Annotated in this window: 22 protein-coding genes, 1 pseudogene and 1 riboswitch; of the genes and pseudogenes, 2 read left to right on the top strand and 21 right to left on the bottom strand. The window is 68.8% G+C overall.

Annotation, left to right across the window (positions count from 1 at the left end; translation table 11 throughout):
* Positions 1-31: 31 nt before the first annotated feature.
* The 18 genes from hisB to WS78_RS00900 form a co-directional block, all read right to left on the bottom strand.
* Complete coding sequence (gene hisB / locus WS78_RS00990) at positions 32-619, bottom strand: imidazoleglycerol-phosphate dehydratase HisB (RefSeq protein ID WP_059577337.1); 588 nt, start codon at positions 617-619, stop codon at positions 32-34.
* 64 nt (positions 620-683) lie between these two features.
* Positions 684-1754 carry a histidinol-phosphate transaminase gene (hisC, locus tag WS78_RS00985; protein ID WP_038753757.1) on the bottom strand — a complete coding sequence of 357 codons (1071 nt, stop codon included), beginning with the start codon at positions 1752-1754 and terminating at the stop codon, positions 684-686.
* Positions 1755-1907: 153 nt separating this feature from the next.
* Positions 1908-3245: a histidinol dehydrogenase gene (gene hisD, locus WS78_RS00980; protein WP_038753754.1), complete on the bottom strand. Its 1338-nt coding sequence runs from the start codon at positions 3243-3245 to the stop codon at positions 1908-1910.
* A 40-nt stretch (positions 3246-3285) separates the two neighbouring features.
* On the bottom strand, positions 3286-3942 hold the full coding sequence (gene hisG, locus WS78_RS00975) for an ATP phosphoribosyltransferase (protein ID WP_006029350.1): 657 nt from the start codon (positions 3940-3942) through the stop codon (positions 3286-3288).
* Positions 3939-5288: a UDP-N-acetylglucosamine 1-carboxyvinyltransferase gene (gene murA / locus WS78_RS00970; protein ID WP_038753751.1), complete on the bottom strand. Its 1350-nt coding sequence runs from the start codon at positions 5286-5288 to the stop codon at positions 3939-3941. The genes hisG and murA overlap by 4 nt, the downstream gene beginning before the upstream one ends.
* A 13-nt stretch (positions 5289-5301) precedes the next feature.
* Complete coding sequence (locus WS78_RS00965; protein WP_038753747.1) at positions 5302-5541, bottom strand: BolA family protein; 240 nt, start codon at positions 5539-5541, stop codon at positions 5302-5304.
* A gap of 94 nt (positions 5542-5635) precedes the next feature.
* Entirely contained in the window at positions 5636-6391 is a 756-nt protein-coding gene (locus WS78_RS00960) for an ABC transporter permease (protein ID WP_059577340.1), read from the bottom strand.
* Positions 6388-7314 carry an ABC transporter ATP-binding protein gene (locus WS78_RS00955; protein WP_038753740.1) on the bottom strand — a complete coding sequence of 309 codons (927 nt, stop codon included), beginning with the start codon at positions 7312-7314 and terminating at the stop codon, positions 6388-6390. The genes WS78_RS00960 and WS78_RS00955 overlap by 4 nt, the downstream gene beginning before the upstream one ends.
* A 302-nt stretch (positions 7315-7616) precedes the next feature.
* Positions 7617-7886 carry an STAS domain-containing protein gene (locus WS78_RS00945; RefSeq protein ID WP_038753737.1) on the bottom strand — a complete coding sequence of 90 codons (270 nt, stop codon included), beginning with the start codon at positions 7884-7886 and terminating at the stop codon, positions 7617-7619.
* Positions 7883-8515: an MlaC/ttg2D family ABC transporter substrate-binding protein gene (locus tag WS78_RS00940; RefSeq protein ID WP_038753734.1), complete on the bottom strand. Its 633-nt coding sequence runs from the start codon at positions 8513-8515 to the stop codon at positions 7883-7885. Before WS78_RS00940 ends, WS78_RS00945 begins: the two co-directional genes overlap by 4 nt.
* A gap of 115 nt (positions 8516-8630) precedes the next feature.
* Positions 8631-9596 (bottom strand): MlaA family lipoprotein, encoded by a 966-nt coding sequence (locus WS78_RS00935; protein ID WP_038753796.1) that lies wholly within the window; start codon positions 9594-9596, stop codon positions 8631-8633.
* A gap of 47 nt (positions 9597-9643) precedes the next feature.
* A complete protein-coding gene (mlaD, locus tag WS78_RS00930) occupies positions 9644-10177 on the bottom strand; it encodes an outer membrane lipid asymmetry maintenance protein MlaD (protein ID WP_059577343.1) in 534 nt (177 codons plus the stop codon).
* Positions 10178-10189: 12 nt separating this feature from the next.
* Entirely contained in the window at positions 10190-10957 is a 768-nt protein-coding gene (gene mlaE, locus WS78_RS00925) for a lipid asymmetry maintenance ABC transporter permease subunit MlaE (protein WP_038753728.1), read from the bottom strand.
* Positions 10954-11772 carry an ABC transporter ATP-binding protein gene (locus tag WS78_RS00920; protein ID WP_038753725.1) on the bottom strand — a complete coding sequence of 273 codons (819 nt, stop codon included), beginning with the start codon at positions 11770-11772 and terminating at the stop codon, positions 10954-10956. The genes mlaE and WS78_RS00920 overlap by 4 nt, the downstream gene beginning before the upstream one ends.
* Before the next feature lie 99 nt (positions 11773-11871).
* A complete protein-coding gene (gene thiE, locus WS78_RS00915; protein ID WP_082717424.1) occupies positions 11872-12975 on the bottom strand; it encodes a thiamine phosphate synthase in 1104 nt (367 codons plus the stop codon).
* Positions 12972-13787, bottom strand: coding sequence for a thiazole synthase (locus tag WS78_RS00910; protein WP_038753722.1), 816 nt, complete (start codon positions 13785-13787; stop codon positions 12972-12974). Before WS78_RS00910 ends, thiE begins: the two co-directional genes overlap by 4 nt.
* A 52-nt stretch (positions 13788-13839) precedes the next feature.
* Complete coding sequence (thiS, locus tag WS78_RS00905) at positions 13840-14037, bottom strand: sulfur carrier protein ThiS (RefSeq protein ID WP_059577346.1); 198 nt, start codon at positions 14035-14037, stop codon at positions 13840-13842.
* Positions 14038-14078: 41 nt separating this feature from the next.
* Complete coding sequence (locus WS78_RS00900; RefSeq protein WP_038753717.1) at positions 14079-15215, bottom strand: FAD-dependent oxidoreductase; 1137 nt, start codon at positions 15213-15215, stop codon at positions 14079-14081.
* A gap of 225 nt (positions 15216-15440) precedes the next feature.
* Positions 15441-15572: riboswitch (TPP riboswitch) on the bottom strand.
* Between the two features lie 272 nt (positions 15573-15844).
* Between WS78_RS00900 and WS78_RS00895 the strand changes: the two genes are divergently transcribed.
* Complete coding sequence (locus tag WS78_RS00895; protein ID WP_059577349.1) at positions 15845-17611, top strand: ABC transporter ATP-binding protein/permease; 1767 nt, start codon at positions 15845-15847, stop codon at positions 17609-17611.
* A gap of 105 nt (positions 17612-17716) precedes the next feature.
* A pseudogene (locus tag WS78_RS38115) lies at positions 17717-17857 on the top strand (SDR family oxidoreductase); the annotation flags it as partial.
* 229 nt (positions 17858-18086) lie between these two features.
* On the opposite strand, the gene thpR reads toward WS78_RS38115, so the two are convergent.
* The 3 genes from thpR to WS78_RS00875 form a co-directional block, all read right to left on the bottom strand.
* The gene (gene thpR, locus WS78_RS00885) at positions 18087-18641 is read right to left on the bottom strand and encodes an RNA 2',3'-cyclic phosphodiesterase (protein ID WP_059577353.1); all 555 of its coding nucleotides are present in this window, start codon (positions 18639-18641) and stop codon (positions 18087-18089) included.
* A 2-nt stretch (positions 18642-18643) separates the two neighbouring features.
* Complete coding sequence (locus WS78_RS00880; RefSeq protein WP_059577355.1) at positions 18644-20158, bottom strand: alanine/glycine:cation symporter family protein; 1515 nt, start codon at positions 20156-20158, stop codon at positions 18644-18646.
* Positions 20159-20438: 280 nt separating this feature from the next.
* Complete coding sequence (locus WS78_RS00875) at positions 20439-21905, bottom strand: glutamate synthase subunit beta (RefSeq protein ID WP_038749710.1); 1467 nt, start codon at positions 21903-21905, stop codon at positions 20439-20441.
* Positions 21906-21976 lie beyond the last annotated feature (71 nt).

The raw sequence follows: 21976 nt of genomic DNA, 5'->3' as shown, positions 1-21976 counted from the left end.
CCAGTGGGGTCGTGTTCGCTCCGGCCGGGAATCAGAGGCTGCCCTTCGTCGACGGGATCTGCCCCGCCGCACGCTCGTCGAGCTCCACCGCCATCCTGAGCGCGCGGCCGAACGCCTTGAACACCGTCTCGAGCTGATGGTGCGCATTGACGCCGCGCAGGTTGTCGATATGCAGCGTCACGCCCGCATGATTGACGAAGCCGCGAAAGAATTCGATCGACAGGTCGACGTCGAACGTGCCGATCCGCGCGCGCGTGAACGGCACGTGGAATTCGAGGCCCGGACGCCCGGAGAAGTCGATCACGACGCGCGACAGCGCCTCGTCGAGCGGCACGTACGAATGGCCGTAGCGGCGAATGCCCTTCTTGTCGCCGATCGCCTTCGCGACCGCCTGGCCGAGCGTGATGCCGACGTCCTCGACCGTATGGTGGTCGTCGATGTGCGTATCGCCATGCGCTTCGATGTCGAGATCGACGAGACCATGGCGCGCGATCTGATCGAGCATATGGTCGAGGAACGGGACGCCCGTCGCGAGCTTCTGCTTGCCGGTGCCGTCGAGGTCGAGCTTCACACGGATCTGCGTTTCGCTGGTATTGCGAACGACTTCCGCCACGCGCATGGTGATTCCTTGAATTGACTGGTGTAAATGGGGGACGGGAAAGGCGGCGCCCCGGGGTGGCCCGTCAGGGCAGCGCCAACTTCAATGCGGCCAGCAGGCGCGCGTTTTCTTCGGGAGACCCAACCGTTACGCGCACGCAATTGGCGAGCAATGGGTGCATTTTACTCACGTTTTTGATCAGCACCCGCTCGGTCAAAAGTACGTCGAACACGGCGGCCGCGTCCGGCACCCGCACGAGCAGGAAATTGCCCGCGCTCGGGAACACCGTCGCGCCCGGCAGCGCACCGATCGCGTGCGCGAGCGCCGCGCGCGCGTCGCGCAGTTGCGCGGCCTGCGCGTCGAGCACGTCGAGGCGCTCGAGCAGGAATTCGGCCGCCGCCTGCGTCAGCACGTTCACGTTGTACGGCGGGCGCACCTTGTCGAACTGCGCGAGCCACGCGGGCAACCCGACCAGATAGCCGAGGCGAATGCCCGCGAGGCCGAGCTTCGACATCGTGCGCATCACGACGACGTTGTCGAACGCCGCCGCGCGCGGCAGCCAGCTGCGCTGCGCGAACGGCTGGTAAGCCTCGTCGATCACGACGAGGCTCGCGCTCGCCGCCGCGATGATCCGCTCGATGTCCTCGTCCGGATACAGCGTGCCCGTCGGGTTGTTCGGATAGGCGAGATAGACGAGCGCCGGCCGGTGCTCGGCGATCGCCGCGAGCATCGCGTCGACGTCGAGCGTCAGATCCGCCGCGAGCGGCACGCCGACGAACTCGAGCTGCGCGAACTTCGCCGACAGCTCGTACATCACGAAGCCCGGCAGCGGCGCGAGCACTTTCGCGCCCGGCTTCGCGCACGCCATCGCGAGCATGCTGATGATCTCGTCGGAACCGTTGCCGAGCAGCACGTCGCACGCGGCGGGCACGCCCATCGCCGCGCGCAGCTTGTCGATCAGCGCGGCGGGACGCGGCGCCGGATAGCGGTTCAGCGCGACGTGCGCGAGCCGCTCGCCGAGCTCCGCCGCAAGCGGCGCGGGCAGCGAATACGGGTTCTCCATCGCGTCGAGCTTCACGAAGCCCGTGGCGTCCGGCACCGGGTAGCTCGTCATCGCGAGCACGTCGCGGCGGATGATGTCTTCTGGCGTAGTCATGTCGGCAGCGGCGCGCAGGCGCCGGCGTGGCCCCGGCCGAAGCGCCCTCGCGCGACGCCTGCGCCGCGCGGCGGGCCGCCTCGCCGGGCGGTCTCGGGTTGTCGTCGTTGTTGGCTGGTCTCGTATCGCGCTTCCGGTGCGCCCGGCTTACCTTTAGCCTTTCTGGCGGTCGCCCGCCCCTTTCATCCGGTACTCGGCGCTCTTCGCGTGCGCCTGCAATCCTTCGCCGTACGCGAGCTCCGATGCGATCTCGCCGAGCGTGTGCGCGCCTTCGGCGCTCACTTCGATCACGCTCGAGCGCTTGAAGAAATCGTAGACGCCGAGCGGCGACGAGAAACGCGCGGTGCGCGACGTCGGCAGCACGTGGTTCGGGCCCGCGCAGTAGTCGCCGAGGCTTTCGCTCGTGTAGCGGCCGAGAAAGATCGCGCCCGCATGGCGGATCTGCTTGCCCCATTGCTGCGGCTCGAGCGCGGAGATTTCGAGGTGCTCGGGCGCGATGTCGTTGGCGATCTTGCACGCCTCGGCCATGTCGCGCACCTTGACAAGCGCGCCGCGGCCCTCGAGCGACGCGCGGATCACGTCCCGGCGCGGCATCGTCGGCAACAGCTCGTCGATCGCCTTCTCGACGCGCTCGATGAACCCGTCGTCCGGGCACAGCAGGATCGATTGCGCGAGCTCGTCGTGCTCGGCCTGCGAGAAGAGGTCCATCGCGACCCACGACGGATCGGTCGTGCCGTCGCACAGCACGAGGATCTCGGACGGCCCGGCGATCATGTCGATGCCGACCGTGCCGAACACGCGGCGCTTCGCCGACGCGACGTACGCGTTGCCGGGGCCGCAGATCTTGTCGACGGCGGGCACCGTTGCCGTGCCGTACGCGAGCGCGGCCACCGCCTGCGCGCCGCCGATCGTGAACACGCGGTCGACGCCGCCCAACAGCGCCGCGGCGAGCACGAGGTCGTTCTTCACGCCGTCCGGCGTCGGCACGACCATCACGATCTCGCCGACGCCCGCGACGCGCGCGGGAATCGCGTTCATCAGCACCGACGACGGGTACGCGGCCTTGCCGCCCGGCACGTACAGGCCGGCGCGGTCGAGCGGCGTCACCTTCTGGCCGAGCACGGTGCCGTCGGCTTCCGTGTATTGCCAGCTATGGCTGCCGCATTCGATCTTCTGCTTCTCGTGGTAGCCGCGCACGCGCGCGGCCGCCGCCTCGAGCGCCGCGCGGCGCTTCGGCTCGAGGCCCTCGAGCGCCGCCTCGAGCGCGTCCTGCGGCAACTCGAGCGCCGCGACGCTCCGGGCGTTCAGCCGGTCGAAGCGGTTCGTGTAGTCGAGCACCGCGGCGTCGCCGCGCGCCTTCACGTCCGCGAGGATCTGCGCGACCGAGCGCTCGATCGCTTCGTCTTCGCTCGCCTCGAACGCGAGCACCGCGCGCAATTCGGCCGCGAAGCCTTCGCTTGCCGAATCGAGTTTGCGAATCTTGATAGCCATGCTGTCATCCGTTCCGGTAATGCGCCGAAAGCCGCGAGGGTCAGGCTCCGCTCCGCTGCGACGCGCGTTCGAACGCGTCGAGGAACGGCTTCAGCGCGGCGCGCTTCAGTTTGAGCGCGGCCTGGTTCACGACGAGGCGCGACGAGATCGGCATGATCTCCTCGACCTCGACCAGATTGTTCGCCTTCAGCGTGCCGCCCGAGCTGACGAGATCGACGATCGCGTCGGCGAGGCCCACGAGCGGCGCGAGCTCCATCGAGCCGTACAGCTTGATCAGGTCGACGTGCACGCCCTTCGCGGCGAAGTGCTCGCGGGCGGTCTCGACATACTTCGTCGCGACGCGCAGCCGCGCACCCTGGCGCACCGCGTTCGCGTAATCGAAGCCCGCCGGCACGGCCACCGACATCCGGCAGCGCGCGATGTTCAGATCGATCGGCTGATACAGCCCGCCGCCGCCGTGCTCCAGCAGCACGTCCTTGCCGGCGACGCCGAAATCGGCCGCGCCGTACTCGACGTAGGTCGGCACGTCGGTCGCCCGCACGACGATCACGCGCAGGTTCGGATCGGTGGTCGGCAGGATCAGCTTGCGCGAGGTTTCCGGGTCCTCGGCGACCGTCACGCCCGCCGCCGCAAGAAGCGGCACGGTTTCCTCGAAGATACGCCCTTTCGACAGCGCCAGCGTCAGCGGTGCAGTCATGCTTCGCTCCCTGAAATGCGGCGCACGCTCGCGCCGACGGCCGTCAGCTTCGTCTCCATCCGGTCGTAGCCGCGGTCCAAATGATAGATGCGGTCGACGAGCGTCTCGCCTTGCGCGCAGAGGCCGGCGATCACGAGACTCGCCGACGCGCGCAGGTCGGTCGCCATCACGCTCGCGCCCGAGAGCCTCGGCACGCCCGTGACGAGCGCCGTGTTGCCGTCGACCGCGATGCTCGCGCCGAGGCGGTTCAGCTCCTGCACGTGCATGAAGCGGTTCTCGAAGATCGTCTCGATCACTTGCGCGGAGCCGTCCGCGACCGCGTTCAGCGCCATGAACTGCGCCTGCATGTCGGTCGGGAACGCCGGATACTCGGACGTGCGGATCGCGACCGCGCTCGGCCGGCGATCCATCTTCACGCGCAGCGTGTCGGCGCCCTCTTCGATCGTCGCGCCCGCTTCGCGCAGCTTGTCGATCACCGCGTCGAGGATGTGTGCACGCATGCCGGTGAGCGTCACGTCGCCGCCCGCCGCCGCGACCGCGCAAAGGAACGTGCCCGCCTCGATCCGGTCCGGGATCACCGCATGCGTCGCGCCGTGCAGGCGCTCGACGCCCTGGATCACGAGCCGGTCGGTGCCGATCCCGTCGATCTTCGCGCCCATTTCGACGAGCAGATGCGCGAGGTCCGTCACTTCCGGCTCGCGCGCGGCGTTCTCGATCACCGTCTCGCCGTCGGCGAGCGTCGCCGCCATCAGCAGGTTCTCGGTGCCCGTGACGGTGATCATGTCGGTGACGATCCGCGCGCCCTTCAGGCGCTTCGCGCGCGCCTCGACGTAGCCGTGCTCGATGCGGATCTCGGCGCCCATCGCCTGCAGGCCCTTGATGTGCTGGTCGACTGGGCGCGCGCCGATCGCGCAGCCGCCCGGCAGCGACACCTTCGCGTAGCCGAAGCGCGCGAGCAGCGGGCCGAGCACGAGGATCGACGCACGCATCGTCTTCACGAGCTCGTAAGGCGCGACCGGGTTGTCGACGCGCGACGCATCGAGCAACACCCGCGCGCCGTCCGTCTCCTCGCGCATGCCCATCTGGCCGAGCAGCGCGAGCGTCGTGCGCACGTCCTTCAGGTTCGGCACGTTCTCGAGGCGCACGGGCTCGGCGCTCAGCAGGCCCGCGCAGAGGATCGGCAGCGCGGCGTTCTTCGCGCCCGACACGGCGATCTCGCCGGCAAGGCGCCGGCCGCCCTCGATCACGAGCTTGTCCGTTCCGTGCGCATGCGCTTGCCGATTGCCGGCCGGGGTTTCCGTGGCGACGCGCTCGACGGCGTCGCGTTCGTTGACGGTGACTTGCACTGACTGTTTCCGTTTATGCATTCTGCCATTCGGCGGGCGTCAGCGTCTTCATGCTGAGCGCGTGGATTTCCTGCTTCATGCGATCGCCAAGCGCCGCGTAGACGAGCTGATGCCGCTGAATCGGCCGCTTGCCCTCGAAGGCGGGCGACACGATCGTCGCGAAGAAATGCTGGCCGTCGCCTTCGACTTCCAGATGCGTGCAGGCAAGGCCCGCCGCGATGTATTGCTTGACCAGTTCGGGAGTCGGCAACATGAAATGCTCCTGTCAGTACGCGCTGGGCCGCCCGGCGCGATTCGGCGCGCGCGGCGGGGCGGCGGCGAACGCGGCGCGCGGCCGTCGATTCATATCAATGACGCAGTTTGTAGCCGGTGGCGAGCAGCCGCATCGCGATCAGCGCGAGCAGCGCGAAGAAGCCGGCGACGATCGCGAGGCTCGCGAGCGGATTCACGTCGGCGACGCCGAAGAACCCGTAGCGGAAGCCGTCGATCATGTAGAAGAACGGATTGAGCCGCGACACCTCGCGCCACACGGACGGCAGCGAGTGCGTCGAATAGAACACGCCCGACAGGAACGTGAGCGGCATGATGAGGAAGTTCTGGAACGCGGCGAGCTGGTCGAACTTCTCGGCCCAGATGCCGGCGATCAGCCCGAGCGTGCCGAGAATCGCCGAGCCGAACAGCGCGAACGCGACGATGTAGAACGGCGCGGCGAAGCTCATCGGAATGAACCAGACCGTGACGACGAACACGCCCGCGCCGACCGCGAGCCCGCGCACGACGGACGCGAGCACGTACGCGCCGAAGATGTCCGCGTACGACAGCGGCGGCAGCAGCATGAACACGAGGTTGCCCGTGATCTTCGACTGGATCAGCGACGACGAGCTGTTCGCGAACGCATTCTGCAGCACGCTCATCATCACGAGGCCGGGCACGAGGAAGCTCACGTACTCGACGCCCGGATACACCTCGACGCGCCCCGTCAACGCATGGCCGAAGATCGTCAGATAGAGCAGCGCAGTGACGACGGGCGCGAGCACCGTCTGGAACGACACCTTCCAGAACCGCAGAATTTCCTTGTAGAACAGCGTGCGAAACCCGCTCATGCCAACCCCTCGATCACATCGGCGCCGTTCATCACCTGCACGAACACATCCTCCAGATCGGCCTTGCGGATTTCGATCTCGTCGAAGCCGCAGCCGGCCGCGCGGCAGAGCGACAAGATCCGCTCGACCTCGTCGTAATCGGCGATCCGCAGCAGATGCTCGGGCGCCGTGGCGGGCGCGGCCTCCGCTTCGAGCGCGCGCAACTCGGCGGGCAGCACGCCGTGCGACAGCCGCAGGAACAGCTGCAGCCCCGAGAAACGCTGCAGCAGCGCGCGTGTGCGGTCGAGCGCGACGACTTCGCCGCGCCTGAGCATCGCGATGCGGTCGCAGAGCGACTCCGCTTCCTCGAGATAGTGGGTGGTCAGCACGATCGTGTGGCCTTCGCGATTGAGCCGCGAGATGAACTTCCACAGCGTCTGGCGCAGCTCGACGTCGACGCCCGCGGTCGGCTCGTCGAGCACGATCACGGGCGGCCGGTGCACGAGCGCCTGCGCGACGAGCACGCGCCGCTTCATCCCGCCCGACAGCGCGCGCATGTTCGCGTCGGCCTTTTCGGTGAGGTCGAGGTTCGCCATCACTTCGTCGATCCAGTCGTCGTTGCGGTGCAGGCCGAAGTAGCCGGACTGGATGCGCAGCGTCTCGCGCACCGTGAAGAACGGATCGAACACGAGCTCTTGCGGCACGACGCCGAGCGCGCGCCGCGCCGCCCGGAAATCCTTGACGACGTCGTGGCCGCGCACGGTGACGGTGCCTTCGTCGGCGCGCGCGAGGCCGGCGAGAATGCTGATGAGTGTGGTCTTGCCTGCGCCGTTCGGGCCGAGCAAACCGAAAAACTCGCCTTCCTCGACCGACAGGCTGACGCCCTTGAGCGCCTGAAGCGACTTGTAGCGCTTCTTGACGTGACGGATTTCTATGGCTGACATGACTGAGCGCGGCACGACGGCCGCGACGCCTTCTTTATGCTCGATGCGAAAGGGGGAATTGGGGACCGTTCGGCAGCCCCGCAAAACGGTTGATTATAGGGCAAACCGGCGAAGCCGATCGTCGTGGGAACCCGTAGCCGGAGCCCGGGCGCATGATGCGCGTCGCAAACGCGTCGCGCGCTCGCTTCGGCGCATTCGCCGCGCCCGGCCCGGGCGGGCGGCGGGCCCTGCCTCATCGATCAGCGGAACGAAGACGGGCTCGCGAACGGCGCAACGGCCGCCGGCGAACCCGGACGCGGGCGTCAATGTCGCCCGGAGAGAAGCGTGTCGATGCCGTACGCCTGCGCGAGACTCGCGAGCTTCGGCGGCAGATTGAGGATGTCGAGCGTCACGCCGCGCGCACGCGCGGCGCGCTGCCAGGCGAGCAGCACCGAGAGCGCCGACGAATCGAATTGCGCGAGCGCCCCGCAATCGACGGCCGTCGCGCCCGCGTCGATGCGCGCGAGCCCTTGCGCGAGCGCGGCCTTCGCGCTCGCGTGGGTCAACGTCGCGCCGGAGTCGAAGCGGCTCACGATGCCTGCTTGCCCGAGGCAAGCTGCTGGTTGCGCTCGGTCAGGAACTGGATCAGGCCGTCGACGCCGCTTTGCTGGATCTTCTCGTTGAACTGCTGCTGGTAGGTCTGGATCAGCCAGGCGCCCAGCACGTTCAGGTCATAGACGCGCCAGCCCTGCGCCGTCTTGTACAGCCGATAGTCGATCTGCACCGGTTGGCCGTTGTTCATCGCGACCGTGCGCACGACTACATCCGTCGCGTCCGAATCCGCGCGGAACGGCGGGTACTGGATCTGCTGGTCCGGCTTCAGCTGCGCGAGCGCGCCCGAATAAGTGCGGATCAGCAGCTGCTTGAACTGCTCGATCACCTGCTGCTGCTGGGCGGGCGTCGCGGTGCGCCAGTTGCGGCCCATCGCGAGCTGCGTCGTGCGGCGGAAATCGGTGTACGGCAGGATGTCCTTGTTGACGATCGTGATGATGCGGGCGGTATCGCCCTGCCTGATCGTCTGCGCGCGCACTTCGTCGAGCACCTGCTGCGTCGCGGACTTGATCAGCGCCTGCGGATTCGACTGGTCGACTTCCGCGTGCGCGGCGGCCGCGCCAAACGAAAACAGCGCGGCAAAGACGGGGATCAGAAACAGTTTCTTCATAGGTATGCCCTGCTTATGTGGGTCAATGCCAAACTTTGAACCGTCGGCGGCGGCGCAAGTTCGCGCCGGCCGCCGCCAGAATCGTTTCCGGCTGTAACGAATGTAAGTGCCGGGGTCAATGCAGCCGGATGCTCGGGAAACGGATGCCGCCCGGCGACGGCGGCACGACCTGTTGAGCAGGCACGTTGGTCGCGCTGCTCGGGTTCGGCGCCGCGGCCGATGCGGGCGCCGCCACGGCCGGCGCCGCGCCCGACGCCGCCGAAGGCACGGACGCGGCCGCCGGCGCCGACGCGGCAGCCGCGCCGCTCGCCGGCGCCGCGGCGCCCTCTTCCGGCATTTCGTAATTCGGCGGCGGCGCTTCGTTGCCGTAATCCGGCAGGTTCGACTGCGCGCTCGCGCCGCCGCCGATCAGCGCCTGGCGGCGCTGCAGGTACGCGTTGCGCACGAACGAATATTTGTCGATCGCGGCCGCCTCGAGCACGTCGCCCGCGCCGAGCAGGTTCGCGCGCGTGTTGACGAGGTTCAGGCCGAACAGCCCCCAGCTCACGCTGTCGGGCCGCACGTAGGTGAGCGGATTGCCCGCGTAATCGACGGCGAGGCCAGCCGTGTCGCGAATCGTGCTCGGGCCGAGCAACGGCAGCACGAGATACGGACCGCTCGGCACGCCGTAGTGGCCGAGCGTCACGCCGAAGTCGCTCGTATGCTTCGGCAGCTTCGCGAGCGTCGCGACGTCGAACAGGCCGCCGACGCCGAACACGGTGTTGATCACGACCCGCATGATGTCGCCGACGCCGTCGGCGATCTTCAGCTGCACGATGTTGTTCGCGGCGACGTACACGTCGCCGATGTTCGAGAAGAAGTTCGTCACGCTGTCGCGCACCGGCTGCGGCACCGCCCACTGGTAGCCGCGCGCGACCGGCTTGAGCGCGTACTGGTCGACCTTGTCGTTGAACGTATACATCGTCCGGTTGAAGCCTTCGAACGGATCGCCCTTCGTCGGCGTCTGGACCGTCGCGCAACCGCTCAATGCCGCGGCGGCCGTGATCGCCAGCACCGCGTGTCTGATGCGGATCGTCTGCATGATGTTCTTCCCCTCGGTTCTTCTCTCGGATTCCGCTTGCGCGACGCTCACTGCGCGGCCGCGCCCGATGCCGCGGGCGCAGGCGCGCCCGGCGCCGCGGCGGCCGGCTTCGCGCCGCCCGCGTCCGCGGCCTTGCTGTACAGGAACTGCCCGATCAGGTTCTCGAGCACGATCGCCGACTGCGTCATCGTAATCGTGTCGCCCGCCTTCAGCATTTCCGTGTCGCCGCCCGGATCGAGGCCGATGTACTGCTCGCCGAGCAGGCCCGACGTGAGGATCTTCGCCGACGAATCCTTCGGAAACGGGTATTGCTTGTCGAGATCGACCGTGACGAGCGCCTGGTAGGTGTTCGAGTCGAAGCCGATCGCCTTCACGCGGCCGACCACGACGCCCGCGCTCTTCACGGCCGCGCGCGGCTTCAGGCCGCCGATGTTGTCGAACTTCATCTTCACCGCGTAGGTCGGCTGAAACGACAGCGAGCTCATGTTGCCGACCTTCAGCGCGAGGAACAGCAGCGCGAGAAAGCCCAACACCACGAAGAGGCCGACCCAGAAGTCGAGAGCAGTCTTTTTCATCGTCATCCCAGAAAAGGCTTAGCTGAACATCAACGCGGTCAGCAGGAAATCGAGGCCGAGTACGGCGAGCGACGCGTACACGACAGTCTTGGTCGTCGCGTGCGACACGCCCTCGGGCGTCGGCTTCGCTTCGTAACCCTGAAACAGCGCGATAAACGTGACGGCGAAGCCGAACACGACGCTCTTGATCACGCCGTTGCCGACGTCGGCCCACACTTCGACGCCGCCTTGCATCTGCGACCAGAACGCGCCGGGATCGACGCCGATCAACAGCACGCCGACGACGTAGCCGCCGAGCACGCCGACCGCGCTGAAGATCGCGGCGAGGAGCGGCATCGCGATGACGCCCGCCCACATCCGCGGCGCGATCACGTTCTTCAGCGGATCGACCGCCATCATCTCGAGCGCGGTCAGTTGCTCGCCCGCCTTCATGAGGCCGATCTCGGCCGTGAGCGACGTGCCCGCGCGCCCCGCGAACAGGAGCGCCGACACGACGGGGCCGAGCTCGCGCACGAGCGACAGCGCGACGAGCAAGCCGAGCGCCTGCTCGGAGCCGTAGCGGTTCAGCGTGTAGTAGCCCTGCAGGCCGAGCACGAAACCGACGAACAGCCCCGACACGGCGATGATCACGAACGAGTAATTGCCGAGGAAATGGATCTGCTTCGTGACGAGCCGCGGCCGCCTCAGGAGCGAGAAGAACTCGAGCACGACGCGCACGAACATCCGGGTCGCGTAGCCCGTGCGCTCGAGTCCGCCGAGCACGAAACGTCCGATCGCGCTGATCATCTGCGCCCTCCGCCAAGGCCGAAATCCGCCGCGAGCGGCTGGCTCATGTAGTGAAATTTGAACGGGCCGTCCGGCGCGCCGTCGATGAACTGGCGCACGCTCGGATCGGTCGACGCGCGCAGCGCGTCGGGCGTGCCCTCGGCGAGAACGCCGCCGTTCGCGAGGAAGTAGACGTAGTCGGCGATCGCGAACGATTCCGGCACGTCGTGCGTGACGAGGATCGACGTCGCGCCGAGCGCGTGGTTCAGCGTGCGGATCAGGTTCGCCGTGATGCCGAGCGAAATCGGGTCGAGGCCCGCGAACGGCTCGTCGTACATGATGAGCTGCGGATCGAGCGCGATCGCGCGCGCGAGCGCGATGCGCCGCGCCATCCCGCCCGACACCTCGGACGGCATCAGGTTGCGCGCGCCGCGCAGGCCGACCGCGTTGAGCTTCATCAGCACGAGATCGCGGATCAGCTCTTCCGGCAGATCCGTGTGCTCGCGCAGCGCGAACGCGACGTTGTCGAACACCGACATGTCGGTGAAGAGCGCACCGAACTGGAACAGCATGCCCATCTTGCGGCGCAGCGCGTAGAGACCCTCGCGCGTCTGCGCGCCGACATCGGCGCCGTCGAACAACACCTGGCCGCGACGTGCGCGCACGAGCCCGCCGATCAGGCGCAGCACGGTGGTCTTGCCGCAGCCCGAACCGCCCATCACCGCGACCACCTGGCCGCGCGCGAAACGCATGTTCAAGTTCGACAGGACGAGACGCTCGCCGTAGCCGAAAGCGACGTCGCGAAGCTCTAGCAGGGACTCGGAGGAGGAGCTCACGGAGCTGACAATCCTTATACGCAGAACGCCGAATTATAGGGCCTGCCTCGGAATGATGTCGTGAAGGCTTCTCAAGCGTTCCAGTCAGAGATTGTCAAATTATCGTCCGAATTTTTGCTGCAACGCAACAATCGCCGCCCGGTAGTCGGCCGCGCCCGTGATCGCGCTGACGACGGCCGCGCTGCCGACGCCCGCCGCCAGCACCGCGCCGAGGGTGTCGACGGCGATTCCGCCGATCGCGACGAGCGGCGCCTGCGGCCCGGCGAAGCGCGTATAGCGCGCGAGCCGCGCGAGCCCCTGCGGCGGCGCGGCGACCGCCTTCGTCGCGGTCGCGAATATCGGGCCGAGCGCGAGGTAGCTCGGCTTCAACTGCAGCGCGACCAGCATTTCGTAGTACCCATGGCTCGACAGGCCGAGGCGCACGCCCGCTCGCGCGATCGCCGCCAGATCGGCGGTCTCGAGATCCTCCTGGCCGAGGTGCACGCCGTACGCGCCCGCGTCGAGCGCGAGCCGCCAGTGATCGTTGATGAACACGCGCGCGTCCGGATGGCGGCGGCCCGCGGCCACGGCCCGCTCGACCTCCGCGCGCAGCGCATCGGGCGACGCGTCCTTCACGCGCAGTTGCACGGTCTTCACGCCGCAGTCGAGCACGCGCTCGATCCACTCGGCGCTCGGCAGCACCGGATACAGGCCGAGCCGCTGCGGACACGGCGGGAACGCGGGCTTCGGCGCGGCGGGCACGCCGAGCGCGCGGGGAAAGCGCGCGGCATCGACGGGCCACGGATCGTCGCCGCGCGCATCGTCGCCGTCGCGCCACGCGAGCGCGAGCACGAGCGCGTCGGACGCCGGAAAACCGCAATCGAGAAACGCGGCGAGCGCCGCGATCCAGTCGTCGGCGAGCGGCCCGCGCGCGGCGAGCGCATGGCGCGCCGCACCCGTGTGGAGCGTCGCCGATACGTCATCGATCACGATCGCCTGCGCGCCCGCCGCCGTCAGCCGCGCGATGTGCGCGGCGTGCGCATCGGCGTCGCCCGCGATCTCGACCCACAGGTCGCCCGCGCGCGGATGCTCGGGCGGCGCGAGGCAAATGCGCGTGCGCATGTCGGGCGACGGCCATACGCCGAGCGTCGCGCGAATCCGCTCGGCGGTCTCGGTGAGCTCGTCGGCGGGCGGCCAGAATGCGTTGGGGAGCGCCGGGCTCATGCGTGGCTCCCGTCCTGGTGCCAGAACGGCATCCCGACGACGGGCGTGCTCGCGTGCGCGGTCTCGCGCGCCTCCATCGCCCCCGCGAGATACGCGGCGCGCCCGGCCTCGACGCCCTGCGCGAACGCGCGCGCCATGATCTCCGGATGCGTCGCCTGCGACACGGCCGTGTTGAGCAGCACGCCGTCGAAGCCCCACTCCATCACCTGGCACGCGTGCGACGGCACGCCGAGCCCCGCGTCGACGATGAGCGGCACATCCGGCAGCCGCTCGCGCAGCACGCGCAGCCCGTACGGATTCACGACGCCCTTGCCGGTGCCGATCGGCGCGCCCCACGGCATCAGCACCTCGCAGCCGGCGTCGAGCAGGCGCCGGCCGATCACGAGATCCTCGGTGCAGTACGGCAGCACCTTGAAGCCTTCCTTGACCAGCAGCGTCGCCGCTTCGATGAGGCCGACGGGGTCCGGCTGCAGCGTGTAGTCGTCGCCGATCAGCTCGAGCTTGATCCAGTCGGTCTCGAACACCTCGCGCGCCATCTGCGCGGTCGTCACTGCCTCGGCCACCGTCTGGCAGCCCGCGGTGTTCGGCAACAGCGGCACGTCGTGGCGCTTGAGCAGATCGAAGAAGCCGGCCTCGGCCGCGCCGGCGTTCATCTGGCGCCGCAGCGCGACCGTCACCATGCCCGGCCGCGCGGCCGCGATCGAATCGGACAGCGACTGCAGCGACGGATAGCGCGACGTGCCGAGCAGCACGCGGCTCGCGAAGGTTTTGCCGTGCAGCGTGAGCGTGTCGGCGGAGGAAAGAGGCGTCATCGGAAGATCCTGTGGGAACGGGGTGCGGAGGCGATGCCGGCGCGCCGGCGCATCAGCCGCCCGCGACCGGATGCACGACGTCGAGCTTGTCGCCCGCGGCGAGCGCGCGCGCCGCGTGCTGCGTGCGCGCGACGAACGCGCCGTTGACCGCGACCGCGAACGGCGGCTGCACGCCGTACGCCGCGAGCGCGTCGGCGACCGTCGCGCCGTCGGGCAGCGAGAGCGTCTGTTGATTGATCTGGATGTCCATGATGGCTGTCGATGTCGGTTGATCGGTTCGTCGGGCCGCGCTCAGGCAGGCGCGTGGTGCGCGGCGCCGTGCTGCAGCAGCGCCGGCCAGCGCGCGTCGCACCGCCACGCGGCGAACGTGTCGGCGTCCCTCACCGTGCGTTCGACGAGCGCCTGCGCGAAGCGCGCCGCCGTATCGGCGACTTCCGGCGCGATCATGAAGCCGTGCCGATACAGGCCGTTGACCGCGAGCGTCGCGCCGCCGTCCCAGACGAGCGCCGGGCGATGGTCCGGCAGCGTCGGCCGGCATTGCGAATTCAGTTCGAGAATGCGCGCCTCGCCGAACGCCGGGTGCACCGAGAACGCGGCGCTCAGCAGCTCGAGCGCGGAGCGCACGCTGACGGGCGACATGTCCTCGCCTTCGATCTCGGTCGCGCCGATCACGTAAAGATCGTTCTCCTTCGGCGCGACATAGAGCGGATAGCGCGGGTGCAGCAGCCGCACGGGGCGCGTGAGGCCGATGCCCGGCGCATGCACGCGCGCGACCTCTCCGCGGATGCCGCGCAGCGTCGGCATCTGCGCCTTCGCGCCGAGCCCGCGGCAGTCGATCGTGATGCGCGCGGCGGGCGCCGCCTGCGGCTCGATCGCCGTATTCCAGTGCGCATCGACGCCGCGCTCCGCAAGGCCCGCGGCGAGCGCGCGCAGCACCTGTCGATTGTCGAGCTGGCCCTCGCGCGGCAGCAGCAGGCCGTGCGCGAAGCGCCCGGCGAGCGCCGGCTCGGCCGCGTCGACCTGCGCGCCCGCGAGCGCGACGAGGCCGCCGTCGAGCAACTCGGCGCTCGCGTTCGCGCGCACGCGACGCTCGAAGAGCGGCGCTTCCGCGCGGTCCGCGTGATGCCAGACGACGAGCGTGCCGTTGCGCTGGAAGAACACGGGTTCGGGCAGCTCCGCGAGCCAGCGCGGCCAGAGATCGAACGACGCGACGCCGAGATCGGTGACGAAGCGCTCGGCGCTCGCCGCTTCGGCGAGCGGCGCGAGCATCGCCGCCGCGACCCACGCGGCGGAGCCCGAGCCTGCCGCGTCGCCGCGCTCGTACAGCGCGACGCGGTGCCCCGCGCCCGCGAGACGCCATGCGATCAGGCGGCCGACGAGGCCGCCGCCCAGCACCGCGAAATCGGGCTCAGACGCACGCAGGTTCATCGCATCCGCCCGTCGTGTTCGTCACATGAAAGCGGCTCGAAGCGGGAGCCGGGAAATCCGCCGCGGCCGACGGCTCGCAGCGAAGCAAAAGAACTGAAGATTGCACGGTCATCGATACCTTCCGTCACGCGCGAAGATGCGCACCCAAAAGGACGAAACCGGCGACTGAGGCCGGCCGGGACTCGCGATGCGCGCGGCTCGCCGAAGCGACGGCGCGGGCATGGCCCGGCGGGATCGGAAACTTCCCGCGCCGGTATTACCCGGATCGGGTGCGAAGGGTCTCTCTCAGCCTCGCCGCGCATCCGGCCACGCCGATTCGGCAGGGCCGAGGCACGCGAAGCACCCCTGTTTCGTCGGCGGTCATTAGACCATAAAAGCGGAAACGGCCGCAAACCTCGCGCTGCGGCAAATTCGCCTGCCGCGCGGCGGCGCTGGCACAATGCCCGCTGGGCACGGCGCGCGAGCGAGCATCGCCGCGGCGCCGAGCCAGTGCCGTTCGCGGCATTAAGCGCCGTTTAAGGCGCGCTCGCCAGAATCCGCGGCACGCACGCCGCGCGCGGCGCCGAACGGACGCGCCGGGCGCGGCCCGGTTGTCCGCCCGGCGTCGCCGGCCTCACATCAGGAAGCTCATGACTCAATCGATGCAAGTCCTCGCCCCCGTCCCGGACGGCCCGACGCAATCCCCGCCTCCCGTATCCACGTGGAGCCTCATCAAGCCCTATTGGGTTTCCGAGGAGTGGAAAGTCGCGTGGGGCCTGCTCGTCACGATCGTCGCGATCAACCTGACGCTCGTGTGGATCAACGTGCGGATCAACTCGTGGAGCGCATCGTTCTACAACGCGCTGCAATCGAAGGACGTGCGCGACTTCCCGAGCCTGCTGATCACGTTCGCCGTGCTCGCGTTCGCGTTCATCATCCTCGCGGTGTACGGCCTCTATCTGCGCCAGATGCTCGGCTTCCGCTGGCGCCAGTGGCTGACGACGCGCTTCCTGCACGAATGGCTCGGCGAGCGCAACTTCTACCGGATCGAGCGCGACCGGCTCGCCGACAACCCCGATCAGCGGATCGCGGACGACCTGCAATCGCTCGCGTCGACGACGCTGTCGCTATCGCTCGATCTGCTGTCGACGGTCGTCACGCTGGTCTCGTTCGCGACGATCCTCTGGTCGATCGCCGGCGCGGCGACGATCTCGCTCGGCGGCCACGCGATCACGATTCCCGGCTACATGGTGTGGGTCGCGATGATCTACGCGATCGCGGGCTCCTACGTGATGCACCGCTTCGGCCATCCGCTCGTGTCGATCAACTACCAGCAGCAGCGCGTCGAGGCGGACTTCCGCTTCAGCCTGATCCGCATCCGCGAGAACGCCGAGCAGATCGCGTTCTACAACGGCGAGCCCGTCGAAACCGCGCACGAGCAGAACCTGTTTCAGCGAATCCGCGAAAACTGGTGGCGCGTGATGCGCTACACGAAGCGCCTCACGTTCGTGCTGAACTTCTATGCGCAGCTCGCGAGCCTCTTTCCGATCGCGGTCGCCGCGCCCCGCTACTTCGCGGGCGCGTTCACGTTCGGCGTGCTGATCCAGATCAGCCGCGCGTTCAGCACCGTCAGCGACTCGTTCTCGTGGTTCATCAACAGTTACGGCACGCTCGCCGAGTGGCGCGCGACCGTCAACCGTCTGCGCGAATTCAAGCGCGTGATGGGCGCGTCGCATCTGAAGGAAGCGATGTCGCCCGCGACCGAGCGCGGCGGCATCAACCTGCACTACGTCGACGCGCCGCAGATCACGACGTCGGGCCTGAAGCTCGCGCTGCCGAACGGCGCCGCGCTCGCGTCGATCGGCGACGTCGCGATCGAGCCCGGCTCGCGCTGGCTCGTGCGCGGGCCGTCCGGCTCCGGCAAGAGCACGCTGATGCGCGCGCTCGCGGGGCTCTGGCCGTTCGGCGACGGCGCGATCGACGCGCCCGTCGACGCGCGGATGATGTTCGTTCCGCAGCAGAGCTATTTGCCGATCGGCACGCTGAAGGCGGCGCTCGCGTATCCGTCGGCCGTCGACACGTTCAGCGACGACGCGTGCCGCGACGCGCTGCGCGCGTGCGGCCTCGGCGACTACGTCGAGCGGCTCGCCGAGACGGGCCACTGGACGCGCATCCTGTCGCCCGGCGAGCAGCAACGCCTCGCGGGCGCGCGCGTGCTGCTGCACAAGCCCGATTACCTGTTCCTCGACGAGGCGACGAGCGCGCTCGACGCCGACAACGAAGCGCGCCTCTACCGGCTCTTCGACGAGCGGCTGCCGAAGGCGGCGATCGTCAGCATCGCGCACCGCGAATCGGTTGCGTCGTTCCACGAGCAGACGCTCGACGTGCGCCGCGACGAAGCGAGAGTCGCCGCGTGAGCGGCGCGCGCGAGCGCGTCGTGCTGATCACGGGCGCGGGCTCGGGGATCGGCGCGGCGCTCGCAGCCAGGCTCGCCGCGCCCGGCGTCGCGATGATGCTGCACGCGCGCGGCGCAGGCGACGCCGCTTGGCCGCATCGCCGAGCCGGACGACGTCGCGGCGCTGATCGCGTTTCTACTCTCCGATGAAGCGCGCCACATCACCGGGCAGGTGATTCACATCGACGGCGGGTTGACGCTCGGCTGAACGTGCCGGCGGATTAACGAAACGGTTCGAACGGCCGCGTTGGCGTTGGCGTTGGCGTTGGCGTTGGCAAGCGCCTAACGCAAACGCATTCGGCTAGGACCTGTTCCCCGGCCGAGTCGAAGCATGACGTCGAACGATGCAAGGACGATGGCCGAGCCGCCGTCGGACAGCATGCTAAGCCCGCGCAGCTACGCAAGCCCGCCTGCGTAGCTGCGTAGACGCGCCGCCGTCACTCCGGCAGCGCCGCCGCCGCGAGCACCCGATGCTCGGCGCCCGCGCGCGTGAGGACGCTCTCGTAGAGCGTGAGCGTTTCGAACCGCAACGCGAGCGGCATGCGGCTCGCACCATCGTTCGCGCCGTCGGGCGCCACGCGATGCGCGTCGCGCGGGAATCGCGCGATCGTCACGTGCGGCTTGAACGCGCGGCTGTCGGGCGGCAAGCCGAGCTCGGCGAGCGCGCCGGCCACGCGCTCGCCGAGCGCGAGCAACCGGGACTGCGGCGCGAGCTCCGCGACGACGAGCCGCGCATGCGCGGTGCTCGGCCAGCAGACGACGCGCTCGACGCCGACGGGCGGCACCGCGTCGACGGCCGCGAGCCCGGCGAGGCGCGCGCCGAGCCGCTCGCTCTTCGTCCGCTCGATCGCGCCGAGGAACGCGATCGTCACGTGCAGCTGATCGCGCGGCGTGCGCCGCGCGCCGGCGGCGACAGGGAACGCCGCGAGCGCGTCGCGCGACGCCGGATCGAGCGTCAGCGCGACGAAGCAGCGCAGCCGGTCGCCCGCCATCTTTACCGTGCGGAGCCGAACGGCTCCGCGACCCCCGTTGCCCCGGCCGCGCCCGCGCCGCGTCCCGCCGCGAGCTTGTCGCCCTGCGGCAGCGGCCCGTGCTCGCCCCACACGTCGTCCGGGAGCACCTTCGCGAGCTCGGGAATCGTCCTGCGCGTGAACACCGGATCGGTCACGCCCGCCGCGCGCTGGCGCTGGTAATCGCGCCACGCGGCGAGCGCGTACTTGCCGAGCATGAGGATCGCGAGCAGGTTGATGAGCGCCATCAGGCCCATGCTGGTATCGGCCATCGCCCACACGAGCGGCAGTTGGCCGACGCTGCCGAACATCACCATCCCGAGCACCGCGAGGCGGAACACCAGCAGCGCGCCGCGCCGGCTCGTGACGAATTCGACGTTGCCTTCCGCATACGCGTAGTTGCCGATCACCGAAGAAAACGCGAGGAAGAAGATCGCCACCGCCATATAGATGCCTCCCCAATCGCCGACGTGGCTCGAGATCGCGCGCTGCGTGAGCGCCGCGCCTTCCATCGACGTGCCCGCCTCGTACTGCCCCGACAACAGGATCACGAACGCGGTCGCGCTGCAGATCACGATCGTGTCGACGAACACGCCGAGCATCTGAATCAGGCCCTGCGTGACCGGATGCCGCGTGCTGGCGGTCGCGGCCGCGTTCGGCGCGCTGCCCATCCCGGCCTCGTTCGAGAAGAGGCCCCGCTTCACGCCGATCGACACCGCCTGGCTCACCGCGTAGCCGGCGAAGCCGCCCGCCGCCTGCTCGAAGCCAAACGCGCTCTTCACGATGAGCACGATCATGTCCGGCACGAGCGCGACGTGCGTCGCGACCGCATAGACGGCAAGCGCGAGATAGCCGATCGCCATCACGGGCACGATCACCTGCGCGACATGCGCGATCCGGCGAATGCCGCCGAAGATGATCGGCGCCGTCAGCACGACGAGCCCGAGCCCGACCGCGGCGCGGCTCACGCCGAACGACGTGTTGAACGCCTCGGCGATCGCATTCGCCTGCACCGCGTTGAACACGAAGCCGAACGCGAGAATCAGCGACAGCGAGAACAGCACGCCGAAGCCGCGCGAGCGCAGCCCGATCTGGATGTAGTACGCGGGGCCGCCGCGATACGTGCCGTCATGATGCGACACCTTGAAGATTTGCGCGAGCGTCGCCTCGACGAACGCCGACGACATCCCGACGAGCGCCGTCACCCACATCCAGAAGATCGCGCCCGGGCCGCCTACCGTCATCGCGACCGCGACGCCCGCGATGTTGCCCGTGCCGACGCGGCTCGCGAGCCCGGTCGCGAACGCCTGGAACGACGAGATACTGCCCGGCTCGCCCTTGCTGCCGACGAGGCGCATGCTGAGAAACAGCGCGCGCAGTTGGATCATCCTGAAGCGCAGCGTGAACCACACGCCCGCGCCCAGCAGCAGCGCAATCAGCACGTAGTTCCAGAGAATGCCGTTGATGCCGTCGATCAACGCATGCACGAAGCCTTCCATCCATCATCTCCTGATTTGGGGTCGGATTTTGTCTTGATTCCGGTCTTAGCCGGCCGAGGGCCGACATGATATGACAGGTTTCGCCGACTCTTACAAAATGAAATTTTTGTAGAGGAAGATGAAAGGCCGCGCGCCGGGTGCGGCGCGCGCCGCCGGCTCCGCCGCCGCGAGCCGCGCGATGCCTGCAAAGCGCGCACGGCGAAGCGATCGCGCAAAAAAAACGGGCGTCCATGCGGACGCCCTGTTCGTCGAAGCGGCGCTGCGGCGAACGCCGGCGCGTTCAGCGCGGCAGTTCCGAGCTGCCCATCAGGTACGCGTCGACCGAGCGCGCGCACTGGCGGCCTTCGCGGATCGCCCAGACGACGAGCGACTGGCCGCGGCGCATGTCGCCCGCGGCGAACACCTTGTCGACCGACGTGTAGTACGCGCGGTCGCCTTCGGTGCCCGCGCGCGCGTTGCCGCGTGCGTCCTTCGCAACGCCGAACGCCTCGAGCACGGGCGCAACCGGCTGCGTGAAGCCCATCGCGAGCAGCACGAGATCGGCCTTGATCTCGAACTCGGAATTCGGCACCTCCTGCATCTTGCCGTCGACCCACGCGACGCGCACCGCGATCAGCTTCTCGACCTTGCCGTTCCTGCCTTCGAAGCGCTTCGTCGCGACCGCCCAGTCGCGCTCGCAGCCTTCCTCGTGCGACGACGACGTGCGCAGCTTGATCGGCCAGTACGGCCACACGAGCGGCTTGTCCTCCGCTTCGGGCGGCTGCGGCAGCAACTCGAACTGCGTGACCTGCTTCGCGCCGTGGCGGTTGGACGTGCCGACGCAGTCCGAGCCCGTGTCGCCGCCGCCGATCACGACGACATGCTTGCCCTTCGCGAGCAGTTGATCGGCCACCTTGTCGCCCGCGTTCACGCGGTTCTGCTGCGGCAGGAACTCCATCGCGTAATGAATGCCGGCGAGCTCGCGGCCCGGCACCGGCAGATCGCGCGGCGTCTCCGAGCCGCCCGCGATCACGACCGCGTCGAATTCGTCCTTCAGCGTCTGCGGCGAAATCGTCTCCTTCGCCATGTTGCCGATCGACTCGGGCAGCGGATCGCGGCCGATGAACACGCTCGTGCGGAACGTCACGCCTTCCGCTTCCATCTGGCGCATCCGGCGGTCGATCAGCCACTTCTCGAGCTTGAAGTCGGGAATCCCGTAGCGCAACAGGCCGCCGATCCGGTCGTTCTTCTCGAACACCGTCACGTCGTGGCCCGCGCGCGCGAGCTGCTGCGCGGCGGCGAGGCCCGCGGGGCCGGAGCCGACGACCGCGACCTTCTTGCCCGTCTTGTGCGCGGCCGGCTGCGGCTCGACCCAGCCTTGCGCCCACGCCTTGTCGATGATCGCGTGCTCGATCGACTTGATGCCGACGGCGTCGTCGTTGATCCCGAGCGTGCACGCCGCTTCGCACGGCGCCGGGCAGATGCGGCCCGTGAACTCGGGGAAGTTGTTGGTCGAGTGCAGCACGTCGATCGCCTGCCGCCAGTCCTGGCGGTACACGAGATCGTTGAAGTCCGGAATGACGTTGTTGACGGGGCAGCCGTTGTTGCAAAACGGGATGCCGCAGTCCATGCAGCGCGCGCCCTGGATCTTCGCGTCCTCGTCGGTCAGCGCCGCGACGAATTCCTTGTAGTGCTTCACGCGCGTGAGCGGCGCTTCGTACGCCTCGTGACGGCGCTCGTACTCCAGAAAACCGGTGATCTTGCCCATGAGGTTCTCTTCTGAATCTGTTGAATCGAGTAAGGGGGACCCGCGCCCGCCCATCGGACGGGCGCGTTCGC

This window comes from Burkholderia savannae (assembly GCF_001524445.2).
Lineage (GTDB): Bacteria > Pseudomonadota > Gammaproteobacteria > Burkholderiales > Burkholderiaceae > Burkholderia > Burkholderia savannae.
Note: the sequence above shows the minus strand (reverse complement) of the source record. Positions and strands in the feature narration are given on the sequence as shown.